The sequence below is a fragment of the Streptomyces sp. NPDC101152 genome (assembly GCF_044768275.1).
Taxonomy (GTDB): Bacteria; Actinomycetota; Actinomycetes; order Streptomycetales; family Streptomycetaceae; genus Streptomyces.
Genome location: NZ_JBIWPO010000022.1, coordinates 1 through 17,237, shown reverse-complemented (window position 1 = coordinate 17,237; position 17,237 = coordinate 1). Strand labels below are relative to the sequence as shown.

The window sequence follows — 17,237 nt, the reverse complement described above, 5'->3', positions numbered from 1 at the left end:
ACCGAACACCGACAGCAAGGGGCTGTAACAGCGATGACCACAACCGAGTCCCGGCCCACGGGACGCAAGCCGGCGCAGCTCGTGGACATGTCCTGGGACCCGATCACCCGCATCATCGGCAATCTGGGCATCTACACGAAGATCGACTTCGCCAACCGGGAAGTCGTGGAGTGCCACAGCACGTCGTCGCTGTTCCGCGGCTACTCGGTGTTCATGAAGGGCAAGGACCCGCGCGACGCCGGCTTCATCACCTCCCGCATCTGCGGCATCTGCGGCGACAACCACACCACCTGCTCCGACTACGCCCAGCAGATGGCCTACGGGGTCAAACCGCCGCGGCTCGCCGAGCACATCGTCAACCTCGGCGAAGCGGCCGAGTACATGTTCGACCACACGATCTTCCAGGACAACCTGGTGTTCGTGGACTTCTGCGAGGCCATGGTCAAGGCCACCAACCCCGGTGTACTGGCCCGCGCCGAGCGCACCGACGCCCCCCGCGGGGACATCCACGGCTACCGGACCATCGCCGACATCATGAAGGCCTTCAACCCCTTCGAGGGCGAGGTCTACAAGGAGGCCCTGAAGGTCAGCCGGGTCACCCGCGAGATGTTCTGCCTGATGGAGGGACGGCACGTCCACCCGTCCACGCTCTACCCCGGTGGCGTGGGCACGATGCCGCAGCCGACCGTCTTCACCGACTACCTCAGCCGGCTCATGCGGGTCATCGACTTCGTCAAGAAGGCCGTCGCCATGAACGACGACGTCTTCGACTTCTTCTACGAGGCGCTGCCCGGCTACGAGGAGGTCGGCCGCCGCCGCGTCCTGCTGGGCTGCTGGGGTGCCTTCCAGGACCCCGACGTCGTCGACTACCGCTACGAGAACATGAACGACTGGGGCAAGGCGATGTACGTCACCCCGGGCATCGTCGTCGACGGCGAACTGGTCACCAACAACCTCGTCGACATCAACCTGGGACTGCGCATCATGCTGGGCAGCTCCTACTACGAGGACTGGGTGGGCGAGCAGCCCTTCGTCACCCACGACCCGCTCGGCAACCCCGTCGACATGCGCCACCCCTGGAACCAGACCACCGTTCCGGTGCCGCAGAAGCGCGACTTCGACGGCAAGTACAGCTGGGTGATGAGCCCGCGCTGGTTCGACCGGCGCACCGGCGACCACCTCGCCCTCGACACCGGCGGCGGCCCGCTCGCCCGCCTCTGGTCGACCGCGCTGAGCGGCCTGGTCGACACCCCGTACGTCAAGGCCACCGGCAACAGCGTGCGCATCTCGCTGCCCAAGGGCGAGTCGCTGCCGGAGACGACCCTGGAGTGGCGCATCCCGAAGTGGAGCAACACCATCGAACGGGACCGCGCCCGTCCGTACTTCGTCGCCTACGCGGCCGCCATGGCCCTGCAGTTCCTGGAAGAGGCGATGGGACTGGTGCGGGCCGGCGACACCAAGGTGTTCGAGAACTTCGAGGTGCCCGACGAGGCGATCGGCTGCGGCTTCCACGAGGCGGTGCGCGGTGTCCTCTCCCACCACCTGGTGATCAAGGACAAGAAGATCGCCAACTACCACCCGTACCCGCCCACCCCGTGGAACGCCAGCCCCCGCGACAAGTTCGGCACCCCCGGCCCGTACGAGGACGCCGTCCAGGGGCAGCCGATCTTCGAGGAGAACGGACCGGACGACTTCAAGGGCGTCGACATCATGCGGACCGTGCGCAGCTTCGACCCCTGTCTGCCGTGCGGGGTGCACATGTACGTCGGCAAGGGCAAGACGCTGACCACCCTGCACTCGCCGACCTACGGCGCGAACCATGGCTGAGCCCGGGGCCGTCGAACGCCTCGCGGACCCGGCGGTGGAGTCCCGGCTCGCCCGCCTCGACCAGGTGCTGGAAGGGCTCGAGTCCGCCCCGGGCCCGACCACCCGCTCCGCGACCGAGGCGGTCCGGCTGCTCACCGAGGTCTACGGCGAGGCACTGGCCCGGGTCATGGACCACGCGGACGCGCAGCTGTCCGAACGCCTGGCCGACGACGAGCTGCTGGGGCACCTCCTGGTACTGCACGGGATCCACCCGGAGCCCGTCGAGCGCCGGGCGGCCCGCGCGGTCGAACGGCTGCGCCCCGCCGTCCGGGAGCGCGGCGGCGATGTGGAGTGGGCCGGCGTGGACGGAGAGGTGGGCCGCGTGCGGCTGACGACGACGGGCGGGGGCTGCGGCTCCGGCTGCGGTGGCGGAACGGGCGATGTGACCGCCGCGGTGCGGGAGGCGGTGCTCGCCGTCGCTCCGGAGCTGACGGCCGTGGAGCCGGTGCCGGCACCCGCGCCGGCGGCCTTCGTACCGCTGACCACGCTCACCCGCCGGGGCACACCGTGACCACGGACGGCGCGCTCGCCCGTCTCATCCGCTCCGCCGCCGACCGGACCGAGGCTGCGGAGGCGGAGCGGTGCGACCTGTGCGCCGCGCCGGTGCCCGACGAGCACCCCCACCTCTACGACACCGCGGAAGAACAGATCTGCTGCGCCTGCGGCCCCTGCTCGGTGCTGTTCGCCGACGGGAGTGCCGGCGAGGGGCGCTACCGGCTCGTCCCCCGCAGGCGGATCCGCCTGCCCCGGGTGGACACTGAGGTCCTGGGCGTGCCGGTCGGCCTGGTCTTCTTCGTACCGAGGGCCGACGGCACGGTCACCGCCGAGGGCCCGAGCCCGGCCGGGGCCATGCGGTGGGAGGTCGACGCGGAGGCCTGGCAGCGGCTGGCCGCGGCGTGTCCGCAGCTGGCCTCCGTGGAACCCGAGGTGGAGGCACTGCTCGTGAACACCGTCCACGGCAACGACCACCACTGGATCGTCCCCGTCGACGACTGCTACCGGATGATCGCCGTCGTACGCCGGGAATGGCGGGGACTGTCCGGTGGCGGCCGTATCTGGCCCGCCGTCGAGCGGTTCTTCGAGGGCCTCACCGAGCGGCCATGAGCCCGCCCTCCGCGGCGCGGAGGCGAGGAAGGAGAGCACCCCATGGGCAGCATCAGGGTCGGCCGACCCCAGGCCAAGCCCGACTCGACCAGGCACGTGTCCGGCATGCACCAGGGCAACACCGGGCCGTACGAGCATCAGACCGGGCATCACGGGGACGGCACCGCCGACGCGCGCCGCTCCACCGGGATCCATTGGAAGCGGCACGACGCCCTGCTGGACGTCATGCCGAACATCCCGCCGGGATGAGGAACGGACAGCAGGGAGCCGGAATGAAGGTCCAACGAAGAGGGAGCGCGCAGGACGCGACGTCGGGACGGCGGTTGCTGATGGCCGAGGCCGTCCTGGCCGGGGCGGTCGCCCTGGCGTTGTTCGTGCGGGAGCTGCCGAGCCTCAGGCGCGAGATGCGGATCTACCGGATGGCCGGCGGCCTGCGCGCGGGCCACCGGTATCCGTGAGCCGCCCGTGCACGAGTTGTCGATCGCGACCGCGATCATCGAGCGGGCCGACGAACTGGCCCGGGCGGACGGGACGGTCGCCGTCTCGGCGGTGACCGTCCGGGTCGGGGAGCTGTCGGGAGTCGTCCCCGACGCCCTGGACTTCGCCTTCGAAGTGGCCCGGGACGGCACGGCCCTCGCCGCTGCCCGGCTCGTGGTCGAGCAGGTCCCCGCGCGGGCCTACTGCGACCCGTGCGCCGAGGAGTTCCCGGTGGGCATGCCCCCGTTCTTCTGGTGCCCGCGCTGCGACCGGCCCTCCACCGAGCTGCGCAGCGGCCGGGAACTGGAGATCACCGGGATCGAGGCCCGTCACTGACGCCAGTGGGCCCCGCCGACCTTGATGGATCGGCGGGGCCCACTGGCGTCCGGAGTCAGCAGATACGCGGCAACTGCTCCCCCAGCGGCAGGTCCACCACCCGGGTGCCGCCGAGTCCGGTCGCGACCACGACCATGCCGGGATGGTCGGCCACGCACTCACCGATCAGCGTGGCCCCGGCACCCTGCGGGTGGGCGCGCATCGCCGCGAGGACCTCCTCCGCCTGCGCCGGGGGTACGAAGGCGACCAGGCGGCCCTCGTTGGCGACGTAGAGCGGGTCGAGCCCGAGGAAGCCGCAGGCGTTCGCGACGGCGTCCGGTACCGGAATCGCGCGCTCCCGCAGCCGGACACCGGTTCCGGAGGCGCGGGCGATCTCGTTGAGGGACGCGCCCAGACCGCCGCGGGTGGGGTCGCGCAGGACATGGATGTCCGAGGTGACCGCGAGCATGGAGGCGACCAGGTCCGCCAGCGGCGCCGTGTCGCTGGCCAGCTCGACCCCGAACTCCAGCCCTTCGCGGACGCTCATGATCGCCACCCCGTGCAGTCCGATCGGCCCGCTGACGATGACGGCGTCACCGGGCCGCGCCCGCTGGGGCCGGATGTCCACCCCGTCCGGGACGAGCCCCACTCCGGCGGTGGTGACGTACACGCCGTCACCGTGCCCGGACTCGACCACCTTGGTGTCGCCCGTGGCGATGGTGACCCCGGCGGAATCGGCCGCGGCCCCCATGGCCCGCGCGATCCGCTCTACCACACTCAGCTCCACGCCCTCCTCCAGCACGAAGGCGGCCGACAGGCAGGCCGGCCGGGCTCCGCTCATCGCGAGGTCGTTGACGGTGCCGTTGACCGCGAGGTCGCCGAGACTGCCGCCGGGGAAGAACAACGGTCTGACCACATAGGAGTCGGTGGAGAACGCCAGCCGGGCGCCGCCCAGTTCGAGGACGGCGGAGTCGGCGAGCGCGGCGAGGGTGGCGTTGCCGTACGCGGGGGTGAAGACCTGCTCCATCAGCTCCGCCGACAGCGCTCCGCCACCGCCGTGCCCCATGACCACCACCGGCTGGTCGCGCAGGGGGGCTGGGCAGGTCCAGTTCGCGGGGTCGACGGTTTCGGCGAGTTCAGCCAACGGGGTTCATCTCCTTGTCCGCTGCCCCGGCCGCCTGCGGCGTCGCGGCGTTCATCCGGCGGTACAGGTAGTACGCGGCACAGGCGCCCTCGCTGGAGACCATGGTGGCGCCGAGCGGGGTGCGCGGGGTGCAGGTGGTGCCGAACGCGGCGCACTCGGTCGGCTTGATCAGCCCCTGCAGCACCTCGCCCGCGCGGCACTCGGCGGGCTCCTCGGTGCGGATGTCGGTGACGTCGAAGCGGTGCTCGGCGTCGTACGCGCGGAAGGCGTCGGACAGCCGCCAGCCGCTGCCGGGGATGGGGCCGATGCCGCGCCAGTTCCGGTCGGTGACCTCGAACACCTCCTCGATCATGCGTACGGCGGCCGGGTTACCGTCCTCGCGCACCGCACGCGGGTAGGCGTTCTCCACCCGGTGCTCCCCGCGCTCGAGTTGGCGCACCGCGCGGCGGATGCCCTCGAGGATGTCCAGGGGTTCGAAGCCGGTCACCACGAGCGGAACGCCGAACCGCTCGGCCAGTTCCGGGTACTCGGCCAGGCCCATCACGCTGCACACGTGGCCGGCGGCCAGGAAGCCCTGCACCCGGCAGGAGGGCGCCGTCATGATGGCCTCGACGGCCGGGGGCACCCGGACGTGCGACACCAGGAGGCTGAAGTTGGTCAGGCCCAGGCGGCGCGCCTGGTGCACGGCCATCGCGTTGGCGGGGGCCGTGGTCTCGAAGCCGATGGCGAAGAACACCACTTCCCGGTCGGGGTTGCGGCGGGCCAGCTCCAGTGCGTCCAGTGGTGAGTAGACCACCCGGACGTCGCCGCCCTCGCCCTTGACGCGGAACAGGTCCCGGCCGGTGCCCGGCACCCGGAGCATGTCGCCGAAGGAGCAGAAGATGACCTCGGGCCGTGAGGCGATCTCCAGTGCCTTGTCGATGACCTCCAGCGGGGTGACGCACACCGGACAGCCGGGGCCGTGGATCAACTCCACTTGTTCGGGAAGGAGTTGGTCGATGCCGTGGCGGATGATGGAGTGGGTCTGGCCGCCGCACACCTCCATCAGGGCCCAGGGCCGGGTGACGGTGGCGCGGATCTCCTCCAGCAGCCGCCGCGCCAGAGCTGGGTCGTTGAACTCGTCGATGTACTTCACGCGGTTCCCGCCTCCTTCGCCGCCTGCTCCCAGGCGTCACCGAACTCCTCCTCCAGCAGCCCCAGTTCCTCGAAGAGCCGCAGGGAGGCCAGGGCCGATTCCTCGTCCAGGCGCTGGAGCGCGAACCCGACGTGGACGATGACGTACTCACCCACCCGCACGTCCGACACGTACTCCAGACACGCCTGTTTCTGCACACCGCCGAAGTCGATCAGCCCGGTGAGCGGGTCGGCACTGTCGTCGATCGAGACGACCTTGCCGGGCACTGCCAAACACATGGGTCACTCCTCCTGTCGTTCGTGCGCAGCGACCACGAGTTGCCCGAGGGCCAAACCGCCGTCGTTCGGGGGGACTTCGCCGTGCCGCAGCACCGTGAAGCCGTCCTGGGTGAGCAGCCGCGAGCACTCCTCCTCCAGCAGCGCGTTGGCGAAGACCCCGCCGCTGAGGGCGACGGTCGCCACGCCGGTCTCGCGGCGCGCCCGCCGGCAGATCTCCGCCGCGGCCCGTGCGACACCGCGGTGGAAACGCGCGGCGAGCACGGGGACCGGTGTGCCGCGCCGCAGGTCGGCGACGAGTGCACCGAGTACGGGTGCCGGGTCGCACGCGCCGCAGGCAAGACCGAAGGTGTACGCCGTGGTGTCGGCGTCCCCGGCCGCGGCGGCCGCGGCCTCCAGCTCCAGGGCTGCCTGGGCCTCGTATCCCGTCCGGTGACACACGCCGACCAGGGACGAGACCGCGTCGAAGAGCCGGCCCATGCTGGAGGTCGCCACGCAGGCGACTCCGCGCGTCAACTGCCGTCCCAGCATGCTCAGTTCGGCCGGTGAGCAGGCGGTGACGCAGGGCAGGTCGTCGTCCCATGCCAGTCCCGCGGCCCACAGCCGGGCCAGGGCCAGCCGGCACGGGTTGGCGACCCCCGCGTCACCGCCGGGCAGCGGCGCCGGGGTGAGGTGGGCGAAGCGCCGGTGGCCCGTGTAGTCGGCGAGCAGGAACTCGCCGCCCCAGACGGTGCCGTCGTCGCCGTAGCCCGTGCCGTCGAAAGCCACGCCGATCACGGGTGCGGTGCCGTCGAGGCCGTGCTCGGCCATCGCGGAGGCGATGTGCGCGTGGTGGTGCTGGACGAACACGGATGCGGGCAGGGGCAGTTGGGCGGCACGGCGGCGGGCCCAGCGGGAAGAGTGGTAGCCGGGGTGCCGGTCGGCCGCGACGAGCTCGGGGGTGACGCCGCTCAGCTGCCGCATGTGCGTCTCCGCGTGCTGGGCGGCCTCCAGTGTGGTCAGGTCGCCCATGTCCCCGATGTGCGGGCCGAGCCAGGCCTGGTCGCCCTCGCCGAGGCACAGCGCGTTCTTGAGGTCGCCGCCCACCGCGAGCGCGGGCCGCACGGCGACCGGCAGACGCAGCGGGCGGGGCACGTACCCGCGGGACCGGCGCAGGACCTGTTCGGTGCCGTCGGCGCGCACCCGCAGCAGCGAGTCGTCGCACGGAGAGGCGATGACCCGGTCGTGCGCGAGCCAGGCGTCGGCGAGCCCGTCGAGGCGGGCCAGCGCCTCCTCGTCGTCCGTGACGATGGGCTCGCCCGACCGGTTGCCGCTCGTCATGACCAGCACGCGAGGGCCGGGCGGATCACCGGGCAGCCCGAACAGCAGCGTGTGGACGGGGGTGTAGGGCAGCATCACACCGAGGTGCGGGCTGCCCGGGCAGACGCCGGGAGCGAGCCCCGGGTGCGCGGCCTGCTCGCGGCGGCGCAGCAGGACGATGGGGCGCCGTGGACCGGTGAGGGCGGTCCGCTCGGCGCAGGAGACCTCGGCGATCCGCTCCACGGTGCCGAGGTCCGCGCACATCACCGCGAACGGCTTGCCGCCGCGTTCCTTCCGGGCGCGCAGCGTGTCGACGGCCCGGGCATCGGTGGCGTCGCAGGCCAGGTGGTAGCCGCCGAGGCCCTTGACGGCGAGGATCCGCCCGGCCGCGAGCAGGTCCCGGGCCGCCGCCAGGGCCTCGCCGTCCCGTGCGGGGCGCAGACCGCTGCCCGACGCGGGAACGAGGCGCAGTCGGGGGCCGCAGTCCGGGCAGGCGACGGGCTGGGCGTGGAAGCGGCGGTCGCCGGGGTCGCCGTACTCCCGGGCGCAGGCGGGGCACATCGGGAAGCCGGTCATCGTGGTGAGTGCCCTGTCGTAGGGCATCCCGGTGGCGATGGTGAAGCGGGGGCCGCAGTGGGTGCAGGTGACGAACGGGTGCCGGTGGCGTCGGTCGGCCGGGTCGGCCAGCTCCCGCAGGCAGTCGGCGCAGGTGGCGGTGTCGGGCGGGAGCTGGGTACGGCCCGTGGAGTGTTCGGTGGCCCGGATGGTGAAGGAGTCGTCGGCGCCGGTGGCGGGCAGGTCCTCGACGCCGACGCCGGAGACGGTGGCCAGGGGCGGGGGCTCGGTGGCCAGCCGGTCGCAGAAACGGGCGATCCCTTCCGGCAGACCTTCCACCTCGATGAGCACACCGCTCGCCGTGTTGCTCACGTATCCGGACAAGGCGAGGTCGGTCGCCAGGCGGTGCACGAACGGGCGGAAGCCCACACCCTGCACGGTGCCGCGCACGGTGACGCGGCGGCGCACCGCCTGCGCGGCGGGCGCGGTCACGAGACGCGGACCGTGAGGCCGGGGTCCTTCTGCCCGTGCTCGTGGCCGTGGGGATGCGGCGCGAGAGGCGGACGGTGCACGGGGGCGCCGTCCCGGGCGGCGAGCACCCTCTCCAGTACGGTGCCGACGCCGTCCCCGTCACGGGCGCAGGACCGTACCACCTCCACCCCGGGGTTCACCCGCTGCACGTGGGCGAGGAAGGCGGCCTCGTCGAAACCGGCGGCTTCGGCCAGGTCGGTCTTGGTCAGCACGACCAGGTGGGCGGTGCCGAAGGCCGTGGGGTACTTCAGCGGCTTGTCCTCGCCCTCCGTCACCGCCATGAGCACGATGCGCAGGCTCTCGCCGAGGTCGTAGGAGGCCGGGCAGACGAGATTGCCGACGTTCTCGACGAACAGCACGGCGGTGTCCTCGGGCAGCCAGTCGCGCACATGGGTGCTGAGCTGCCGGGCCTCCAGATGGCACAGCCCGTCGGTGAGCAGCTGTTTCACCGGTGCCCCGGAACGGGCCAGCCGCCGGGCGTCGTTCTCGGTCGCCAGGTCGGCGGTGAGAGCGGCCACCGGGACGCCCCGCTCCAGTGCCAGGGCCAGGACCCGTCCGAGCAGTTCCGTCTTTCCGCTGCCCGGGCTGGACAGGAGGTTGACGACGCCGACCCCCCGCCGGGCCAGTTCCTCGCGCAGGCTCGCGGCCAGGCCGTCGTTCTTCGCCAGAACGGCTCGGGTGACGTCCTCCATGGACTCGCACATGGGCGGTGCTCCTCGCGGTCGGTGTGGGGGAGGGACCGGGATGCCGGTGCGTCACCGATCCTCGACGCCGCCGGTCACCGACAGCGGGAGCACGGCCGCGGACGGGCCCGTGGATTCGTCCGGGCGGCTCAACGCAGGTGTGGCTGCGGGGTCGGCGAGCAGTACCGGGACCAACGTGTGCAGGGCCTCGACGGCTCGCTCGACCGCGTCGCGGACCGTCGCGCTGATGCCCGGGGTGATGTCCTCGTCGCCGCTCGGGCGCAGCTCGGGCTCGCAGGCGAGGACGAGGACGCGGGGCAGTGGCTCGTCGCCGAGGTGGGCGGCCAGTGCCAGCACCTTCGCCGGATCCATGCCGTGCGCCTCGGGCGGGGCTACACCCTCGCCGCCGTCCGGGAGGTCCGGCTCGATCAGCGACAGGGTGCCCGGCCTGTGGCCCCTGGCGGCCGCGTCGACGAGGACGGCGGTGTCGTAGCCCTCCAGCAGCTCGTACGCGAGATCCAGGCCGCGGATGCCGAAGTCCCGCACCCGCACCTCGGCGGGCAGCGGCCGACGCTCCAGGGCGCGGATCACCTCGGGGCCGAAGGCGTCGTCGGCGAGGAAGATGTTGCCGACGCCCGCCACCAGCAGACGGGTCCCGGGCCGGGTCACCGGTCACCCCCGCCGACCGGCTCGCCGACCGGGGCCAGCGGCCGGGCCGAGCCGCCCGGCACCTTGCGCACGAAGGCCGAGCGCAGGGCGTGGTACGGGGCCCGTGCGTCGAAGAAGATGGCGCGCATCCGGGCGAGTTCGGCCCGCCGGTGGTCGGCGAGCGGTCGTCGTTCCTCGTCCGCCCGGCGGGTCGCGGTCTTCGCGGCGATTAGCCGCGCGAGGTCCGGGTCGCCGGCGAGCGCGGTCGCCAGGTTCTCGACCTCGGAGGCGAACCCCTGGACCGGAACCGGCACCAGACGGTCCACCATCCCCAGTCGTGCGGCGCTCGTGGCGCTCACCGGCAGTGCCTGCTCCGTCAGCCGCCGCGCGGTCTCGGCTCCGACGCGGCGCGGCAGCGTGTACGTCCAGAACTCCGACCCGTACAGGCCCATCCGCCGGTAATGCGGATTGAGGACCGTGCCCGTGCGGCACCACACCTGGTCGGCGGCCAGGGCGAGCATGACGCCACCGGCCGCCGCGTTGCCGCCGAGCGCCGCCACCACCAGGCGGTCGGTGGTGCGCAGCACCGCCTCGACCAGGTCGTCCATGGCGTTGAGGTTGGACCAGGACTCGCCCGCCGGGTCGGCGGCCGCCTCGATGACGTTCAGGTGGATGCCGTTGGAGAAGAAGTCACGGGACCCGCCGAGCACCAGGACCCGGGTGGGGCGGGTCAGTGCGTGCCGGTAGGCGGTGAGCAGCCTGCGGCAGTGGTCGGTGCTCATCGCCCCGCCGGGGAAGGAGAACGACAGGAAGCCGACGTCGCCGTGCTGCCGGTACCGGATGTCCGTCCAGGTGCTCCGGCCCGGGGGCAGCTCGAGCGGGGCCGTGACCTCCGGCAGCGAGGGAACACCGAAAGTGGCGAGTACGGAGGCCGCGGGACGGCGGAACGGCGCGGGGTCGCCGGAGTTCTTACGGGGCCGCAGTTCCGGAATCCACACCGCGCCGTCCCGGGTGGCCCGGCAGACCGTCCCGGCACGCGTCGCGAGCAGTTCCCCGGGGTGTCCGCGCAACTGGTCCTCGGGGTGGCCGCCGTGCAGGAAGACCTCGTGGCCGAGGAGTTCGTCGAGGACGCCGGGCTGCGAGTCGGCCCCGCGGAGCTTGCGCAGCACCGTCGCGGTGTCGTCGTTCTCCCAGTCGATCCGGCGCCGCTCCTGGCGGAAGTAGTCGCGCCACACGACGCGGACGGAGGGATCGCTCTGCGGCTGCGGCTTGAACGACCCCTCGCCGTACCGCCGTACCGCCAGCAGGACGGCGGCCGAGGCGGCGTCGGAGGCCTCGTTGCGGTACAGGTCGCTCTTGCCGGCCGGCGCCGTCGCGAAGGACTCGAAGGCCCACACGTCGCCCGCGTCCATGCCCGCCTCCGCCTGGAGCACCGTCACCCCCCACTGGGGCGTGTCCTCGGCCACGGCCCAGTCCAGGGAGGACGGGCCGCGGTCGCCGGGTGGCCCCGGGTGCACGATGAGGCAGGTGTGGGCCCGCCAGACGTCCTCCGGCAGCGCTGTCTTCAGCATCGGAGCGATGATCAGCTCCGGGCGCGCCTCGTGCACGGCGGTCCTGATCGCTTCGGCGCCGTGCGAGGCGAGAACGACCTCGACCCGGTGCCCTTCGTCGGACAGTTCCGCGTACACACGCTGGGACAGGCTGTTGAACGCGCTGGCGACGAGCAAGATGTCCATGACGCGGCATGGTCGTCGGTTTATGGGAGGGCGAGAAGGACCCGTGCGGCGATTCGTCGTCCTGAGCGGTCGGTCTTCCTCCATCCGGAGCGCATCCGAGGTTCTCGAACGCCTCGCTCTCCTCGTTCAGCCCACCGTGCCGCAGCGACGGACCGCCGTCAGCACCGGAGCCACCCCGTCCTCCTCGCGGATGCCCGCCCCGAGGACGGCGGCGCGCCGCGCGAACGCCGGGTCGCGGGTGGCCCGCATCAGGGCGGTGGCCAGGGTGTCGGTCGTCAGGCGGCGCAGCGGAAGCGCCCGTGGGGCGACGCCCAGGGCGACCAGGCGGGCGGACCAGAACCCCTCGTCGAACTGGATCGGGACCGGTACCGCCGGTACGCCGGCGCGCAGGGCCGCCGCCGTGGTGCCCGCGCCCGCGTGGTGCACCACGGCGGCCATGCGGGGGAAGAGCACCGCATGGGGGACCTCGTCGATCGTCAGCATGTCGGTGTCGCTCGCTTCGAGACCGGCCCAGCCGCGCTGGATCACGCCCCGCAGCCCGGCCCGGCGCAGAGCGCGCACGACGGCCCTGCTCAGCCGCTCGGGGTCCGGAACGGTCGCGCTGCCCAGGCCGACGTAAACCGGCGGCGGCCCCGCGTCGAGGAAGTCCCGCAACGCGGAGGGGAGTTGGGTGTCGCGGTCGTACGGCCACCAGTAGCCGGCCACGGTGAGGCCCGCCCGCCAGTCGCCGGGGCGCGGTACCACCAACTCGCTGAAGCCGTGCAGCACGGGCCGCGCCTGCCGTTCCCGGGCCCGCCAGGCCGCGGTGGCGTTCGCAGGGGGCAGCCCCAGCCGCTGCCGTACAGCCGGCAGCGCCCCGGCGAAGACCTGCTCCACGGCCAGGGTCACCCCGTGCCCGGCGATCCGGTTACCCACGGCTCCCAGCGAGCGGTCTCCGAGCATGGGCGGCCCGAACTCCCTTGTCGGGGCGAGCGGTTGGAGGGGCACGTCCAGGCAGGGCAGGGACAGGCCCTCGGCGATGGTGTGGCCGAGCGGGCTCACCGAACCGGACAGCAGCAGCAGGTCGCTCGACCGGGCGGCCGCCACGAGGTCGTCCGCCATCCGGCCGACCAGGGCCCGCGCCATCGCGACCACCCGGACCAGCTTGCCCACCCCGGTCGCGCTGCGATGCAGCCCGCGTCCCCGTGATGACTCCAGCTCGGCCCGTGGGTCGACGGGCAGGGGATGGAAGCGGACGCCCGAACCGGCCACCAGCGGCTCGAACCGGGCGTGGGTGACCAGGGTGACCTCGTGCCCGGCACGGACGAGGCCGTACCCGAGGCCCGTGTAGGGGGCCACGTCGCCCCGGGATCCCGCCGTCATGATCGCTACGCGCACGACGGTCAGTATGACGCCGTGTCAGGTCCTACGGCGACAACGACCCGTGCGCGACGACCACTTCAACGGTGTCGGCGCCGATCACACCCCGAGCTGCCGGGCGGCGGCGTCGACGGTCTGCTCGAGCAGCGTGGCGATCGTCATCGGACCGACGCCGCCCGGCACCGGGGTGATCAACCCGGCACGCTCCACGGCGGAGTCGAAGTCGACGTCACCCACGTTGCCGGGGTTGTAACCGGCGTCGACCACGACGGCGCCGGGCTTGATGTCCGCGCCCCGGATCAGCCGCGGTCGCCCGACGGCCGCCACCACGATGTCCGCCTCGCCCACCACCGACGCCAGATCGGTGGTGCGCGAGTGGCAGTACGTCACCGTCGCGTCGCGGGCGAGCAGCAGCATGCCGACGGGCTTGCCGAGGATCGCGCTGCGGCCCGCCACGACGGCCCGCTTGCCGGTCGGGTCGACGTCGTACTCGTCGAGCAGCCGCATGATCCCGCCGGGAGTGCAGGAGACGAAGCCTGGCAGGCCGAAGCTCATCGTGGCGAACGAGGCGAAGGTGACGCCGTCGACGTCCTTCTCGGGCGCGATCGCCTCGAACGCGGCGCGCTCGTCGATGTGTTCGCCCACCGGATGCTGCAGGAGGATGCCGTGGACCGAGGGGTCGGTGGAGAGGTCGCGCAGTGTGCCGACGAGTTCCTCGGTGGTCGTGGCGGCGGGCAGTGCCACGTTCCGGGACGTGATGCCGGCCTTGTGGCAGCGGTTCTGCTTCATGCGGACGTAGGTGACGGAGGCCGGGTCCTCGCCGACCAGAACCGTCGCGAGACAGGGTGCCGTCCCGGTGCGCACGGTGAGGTCCGCCGCCCTCTTCGCGGTGTCCTCGACGATGCGGCGGGCGAGTGCCGTGCCGTCCATGAGCCGGGCCTGCGACATGTGATCCACTCCTGGGCTGGTGTGACCGGATCGCCCAGGCGCACGGCATCGACTCTGCGGGGCCGCTCCCCGGTGGTGCTCCACCTCAGCGCCAGTCACGGCCCGCCATGAGCGTAACCGGTCAGCGCGAGGGCCCGGGCCGCGTGCGACGTGACCCGGACCCCCGCGGCCACGGCCGCTACTCGTCCCAGGCCTGGATCAGGATCTCCTCGGCGATCTTCCCGTCCCGCAGCGTGATCATCGACTCCGCCAGGACCCGGGTGCCGTCCGAGTACTGGCACGACTGGCTGTAGGCGGCGTGGTCGCCCTGGATGATGCACTGGCCGACCTTGTGCGTCATGTCCCGGCTGTAGATGTCCTCGAACAGGGCGCCTATCTCGTCACGCCCGCGCAGAATCTTCGGTTGGCTCGGCTGGGTGTTGCGGTCCACGATGCGCACTTGCGCGTCGTCCGCGTAGAGCGACAGCAGGTCTGCCGCCGTGTGTCCCTCGACGCCCTTGCGCAGGGTGTCGGCGTTGAAGCTGGTGCTTGCCGCGGTGCCCATGGTGACCTCCTTCGAGGGCCGCGACCCGGTGAGGAGCGGGCCGCGAAGGCCTCACCTCCGAGCCTCCTCCGCCCCGGCGGGCTCGGCAAGCGCAGCGGGCGCGCCCCGCCTGACGGGCGAGGGGGAGCGGCCGACCGTGTCCGGCCGGGGGACGGTGGCGTTGCTGAAGACATGATCTCAACACCGCGTATCGTCGCCGCCGTCGGTCTCGCTGCGGGCCTCACCGGCCTCGCCGCGCCGCTGGCGAACGCCGCCGACGCGACGGCGCCGGACGCGGGCAGAGTCAACCCGATGGCCACGCTCGACTCGCTCACCGCGAGTGACCTGCCCGTGGAGCGCAAGGCGGAGCTGCTGCGGTCGTCCGCGCAGCTGCAGCAGCTCAACCGGCTCAACGACCTCGGCCGACTGCACCAGATCACCGACCTGGCCGCCCCCGTGACCGGCCTGCTCTGAGCGTTCGAGTAGCCCGCACCGCCCCTCGCTCAGGTGGCCGTGGCCAGGAACTGCGTGGCCGCCAGTTCCGCGTACAGCGGGTCGGCGGCTACCAGTTCGCGGTGGGTGCCGACGGCGCGGACCCGGCCCGCGTCCATGACGACGATCCGGTCGGCCATCGTCACCGTGGACAGCCGGTGGGCGACGACGAGGACCGTCGTCGTACGGGCGACGTCGGCGACGGTGTCGCGCAGGGCCGCCTCGTTCACGGCGTCCAGCTGCGAGGTCGCCTCGTCGAGCAGCAGCAGGCGGGGGCGGCGCAGCAGCGCGCGGGCGATGGCGACCCGCTGCCGCTCGCCGCCGGAGAGCTTGGTGCCGCGGTGCCCCACCAGTGTGTCGAGCCCCTTGGGCAGCCGGGCGACCAGCCCGTCGAGGCGGGTCGTCTTGAGCACGTGCGTGAGCATGGCCTCGTCCGCCTCCGGGTTGCCGAGCCGCAGGTTGTCCCGCAACGACCCCGACAGCACCGGCGCGTCCTGCTCCACGTAGCCGATCGCCGCGCGCAGCCGGGGCAGTTCCCAGTCGGCGAGGTCGCGGCCGTCCAGGGAGATCGTCCCGGACTCGGGGTCGTAGAACCGCTCGATGAGCGAGAACACCGTGGTCTTGCCCGCGCCGGACGGGCCGACGAAGGCCGTCATGCCCCGCGCCGGCACGTCGAAGGTCACGCCGTGGTGGACGTACGGCAGGTCGTCGGCGTACCGGAAGCGGACCTCGTCGAAGGCGAGAGCGGCCGGTGCGGCGCCGGTCTCGGGCAACGGGGCGGGCCGGGCCACGGGTTCGGCGGGCAGGGCCAGCGCCTCCTGGATGCGGGCCAGGGCGGCGGTGCCCGTCTGGTACTGCGTGATCGCGCCGACCACCTGCTGGATCGGCGACATCAGGTAGAAGACGTACAGCAGGAACGCGACCAGGGTGCCGACCTGGATGGCGCCGGTCGCCACCCGCGCCCCGCCCACCGCGAGGACGGTGATGAAGGCGATCTGCATGGCGAGTCCGGCCGTGTTGCCCGCGGCGGCCGACCACTTGGCGGCCCGTACGCTCTGCCGCCACGACTCCTCCGCCGCCTCGTGCAGCGTCCGCTCCTCCCGGTGCTCGGCGCCGGACGCCTTCACCGTCCGCAGCGCGCCGAGGATCCGTTCCAGCGAGGCGCCCATCGCACCGACCGCGTTCTGCGCCTGACGGCTCGCCCTGTTGATGCGCGGCACGATCACACCGAGCACCGTGCCCGCACCGAGGATCACCGCCAGGGTGACCCCGAGCAGCACCGGGTCCACCAGGCCCATCATCACGACGGTCGCGACCAGCGTGAGCCCGCCCGTCCCGAGGCCGACCAGGGAGTCGGTGGTGACCTCGCGCAGCAGGGTGGTGTCCGAGGTGATGCGGGCCATCAGGTCGCCCGGTTCGCTGCGGTCGACCGCCGCTATCCGCAGCCGCAGCAGATACGACGACAGGGTGCGCCGCGCGCCGAGCACCACCGACTCCGCGGTGCGCCGCAGCACGTACGAACCGAGGGCGCCCAGCGCCGCGTTGGCCACCACCAGCGCCGACATGGCGAGCAGGGCACCGCTGATCGCCCGGTCGTGCGCGAGGTCGTCGATCAGACCCCGGGCCACCAGCGGCAGCAGCAGTCCGGCGGCACCCGTGAGCAGCGTCAGCAGCGCACCCGCCAACAGGGTCCACCGGTGCGGCCGGACGTACCCGAGCAGCAGCCGCCAGGCGGGCGGGCCGGTCTCGGTGTCTGCGATGCTCACGGCGCTCCTCGGGAGTCGTACGAAGCAATCAGGCTACGTCGGCGTCCGCCACAGACCGCACCCCGGCACCAGCAGCGCGCCGACCGGGTGGCCCAGCAGGGGACCGACGGACCTTACTGATCAGTCACCCGTAGGGTCGTGGGGGACTGACAGCGGCCGACGAAAGGACTCAACACCATGGCGCAGGAAGTACGCGGCGTGATCGCAGCGGGCAAGGGCGAGCCGGTGCGGGTGGAGACGATCGTCGTGCCGGACCCGGGGTCCGGGGAAGCCGTGGTCCGGATCCAGGCCTGCGGGGTCTGTCACACCGACCTGCACTACCGCGAGGGCGGCATCAACGACGAGTTCCCGTTCCTGCTGGGCCACGAGGCCGCAGGCGTG

General features: G+C 72.6%; 19 protein-coding genes and 1 riboswitch. Of the genes, 8 read left to right on the top strand and 11 right to left on the bottom strand.

Annotated elements, in window-relative coordinates; translation table 11 throughout:
* The first annotated feature begins 33 nt into the window (after positions 1–33).
* From ACIRVK_RS25895 to hypA, 6 genes are read left to right on the top strand one after another with little or no spacing between them, the layout of a single operon-like run.
* Positions 34–1,827, top strand: coding sequence for a nickel-dependent hydrogenase large subunit (locus tag ACIRVK_RS25895; protein ID WP_404250954.1), 1,794 nt, complete (start codon positions 34–36; stop codon positions 1,825–1,827).
* Positions 1,820–2,377, top strand: a complete 558-nt coding sequence (locus tag ACIRVK_RS25890; RefSeq protein ID WP_404250952.1) for a NifU family protein — start codon at positions 1,820–1,822, stop codon at positions 2,375–2,377. The genes ACIRVK_RS25895 and ACIRVK_RS25890 overlap by 8 nt, the downstream gene beginning before the upstream one ends.
* Complete coding sequence (locus ACIRVK_RS25885) at positions 2,374–2,970, top strand: DUF5947 family protein (RefSeq protein ID WP_404250950.1); 597 nt, start codon at positions 2,374–2,376, stop codon at positions 2,968–2,970. The genes ACIRVK_RS25890 and ACIRVK_RS25885 overlap by 4 nt, the downstream gene beginning before the upstream one ends.
* Positions 2,971–3,012: 42 nt before the next feature.
* Positions 3,013–3,219: a hypothetical protein gene (locus ACIRVK_RS25880; RefSeq protein ID WP_404250948.1), complete on the top strand. Its 207-nt coding sequence runs from the start codon at positions 3,013–3,015 to the stop codon at positions 3,217–3,219.
* A 23-nt stretch (positions 3,220–3,242) separates the two neighbouring features.
* Complete coding sequence (locus tag ACIRVK_RS25875) at positions 3,243–3,428, top strand: hypothetical protein (protein ID WP_404250946.1); 186 nt, start codon at positions 3,243–3,245, stop codon at positions 3,426–3,428.
* A gap of 7 nt (positions 3,429–3,435) precedes the next feature.
* Complete coding sequence (gene hypA / locus ACIRVK_RS25870; RefSeq protein ID WP_404250944.1) at positions 3,436–3,783, top strand: hydrogenase maturation nickel metallochaperone HypA; 348 nt, start codon at positions 3,436–3,438, stop codon at positions 3,781–3,783.
* A gap of 55 nt (positions 3,784–3,838) precedes the next feature.
* Here the strand turns inward: hypA and hypE are convergent, their stop codons facing one another.
* The 10 genes from hypE to ACIRVK_RS25820 all read right to left on the bottom strand — a co-directional run bounded on the left by hypE (position 3,839) and on the right by ACIRVK_RS25820 (position 14,619).
* Positions 3,839–4,906 (bottom strand): hydrogenase expression/formation protein HypE, encoded by a 1,068-nt coding sequence (gene hypE, locus ACIRVK_RS25865; protein ID WP_404250942.1) that lies wholly within the window; start codon positions 4,904–4,906, stop codon positions 3,839–3,841.
* Positions 4,899–6,041: a hydrogenase formation protein HypD gene (hypD, locus tag ACIRVK_RS25860; RefSeq protein WP_404250940.1), complete on the bottom strand. Its 1,143-nt coding sequence runs from the start codon at positions 6,039–6,041 to the stop codon at positions 4,899–4,901. Before hypD ends, hypE begins: the two co-directional genes overlap by 8 nt.
* The gene (locus tag ACIRVK_RS25855; protein WP_404250938.1) at positions 6,038–6,319 is read right to left on the bottom strand and encodes a HypC/HybG/HupF family hydrogenase formation chaperone; all 282 of its coding nucleotides are present in this window, start codon (positions 6,317–6,319) and stop codon (positions 6,038–6,040) included. Before ACIRVK_RS25855 ends, hypD begins: the two co-directional genes overlap by 4 nt.
* A 3-nt stretch (positions 6,320–6,322) precedes the next feature.
* Entirely contained in the window at positions 6,323–8,662 is a 2,340-nt protein-coding gene (hypF, locus tag ACIRVK_RS25850; protein WP_404250937.1) for a carbamoyltransferase HypF, read from the bottom strand.
* On the bottom strand, positions 8,659–9,405 hold the full coding sequence (gene hypB, locus ACIRVK_RS25845) for a hydrogenase nickel incorporation protein HypB (protein ID WP_404250935.1): 747 nt from the start codon (positions 9,403–9,405) through the stop codon (positions 8,659–8,661). The genes hypF and hypB overlap by 4 nt, the downstream gene beginning before the upstream one ends.
* A 51-nt stretch (positions 9,406–9,456) precedes the next feature.
* The gene (locus ACIRVK_RS25840) at positions 9,457–10,053 is read right to left on the bottom strand and encodes a hydrogenase maturation protease (RefSeq protein ID WP_404250933.1); all 597 of its coding nucleotides are present in this window, start codon (positions 10,051–10,053) and stop codon (positions 9,457–9,459) included.
* Entirely contained in the window at positions 10,050–11,768 is a 1,719-nt protein-coding gene (locus ACIRVK_RS25835) for an enoyl-CoA hydratase-related protein (RefSeq protein WP_404250931.1), read from the bottom strand. Before ACIRVK_RS25835 ends, ACIRVK_RS25840 begins: the two co-directional genes overlap by 4 nt.
* Before the next feature lie 126 nt (positions 11,769–11,894).
* A complete protein-coding gene (locus ACIRVK_RS25830) occupies positions 11,895–13,130 on the bottom strand; it encodes a glycosyltransferase (RefSeq protein WP_404251130.1) in 1,236 nt (411 codons plus the stop codon).
* A gap of 96 nt (positions 13,131–13,226) precedes the next feature.
* Positions 13,227–14,075 (bottom strand): bifunctional 5,10-methylenetetrahydrofolate dehydrogenase/5,10-methenyltetrahydrofolate cyclohydrolase, encoded by an 849-nt coding sequence (locus ACIRVK_RS25825; RefSeq protein ID WP_404250929.1) that lies wholly within the window; start codon positions 14,073–14,075, stop codon positions 13,227–13,229.
* Between the two features lie 25 nt (positions 14,076–14,100).
* A riboswitch (ZMP/ZTP riboswitch) is annotated at positions 14,101–14,184 on the bottom strand.
* Positions 14,185–14,253: 69 nt separating this feature from the next.
* Complete coding sequence (locus ACIRVK_RS25820; protein ID WP_404250927.1) at positions 14,254–14,619, bottom strand: nuclear transport factor 2 family protein; 366 nt, start codon at positions 14,617–14,619, stop codon at positions 14,254–14,256.
* A gap of 171 nt (positions 14,620–14,790) precedes the next feature.
* Here ACIRVK_RS25820 and ACIRVK_RS25815 point away from each other — a divergent pair, with 171 nt between their 5' ends.
* Positions 14,791–15,072: a hypothetical protein gene (locus ACIRVK_RS25815; RefSeq protein ID WP_404250925.1), complete on the top strand. Its 282-nt coding sequence runs from the start codon at positions 14,791–14,793 to the stop codon at positions 15,070–15,072.
* A gap of 29 nt (positions 15,073–15,101) precedes the next feature.
* Here ACIRVK_RS25815 and ACIRVK_RS25810 read toward each other — a convergent pair whose 3' ends face one another.
* Positions 15,102–16,856, bottom strand: coding sequence for an ABC transporter ATP-binding protein (locus tag ACIRVK_RS25810; RefSeq protein WP_404250923.1), 1,755 nt, complete (start codon positions 16,854–16,856; stop codon positions 15,102–15,104).
* Positions 16,857–17,033: 177 nt separating this feature from the next.
* Here ACIRVK_RS25810 and ACIRVK_RS25805 point away from each other — a divergent pair.
* A partial coding sequence (locus ACIRVK_RS25805) for an alcohol dehydrogenase catalytic domain-containing protein (protein WP_404250921.1) occupies positions 17,034–17,237 on the top strand: 204 nt, incomplete at its 3' end.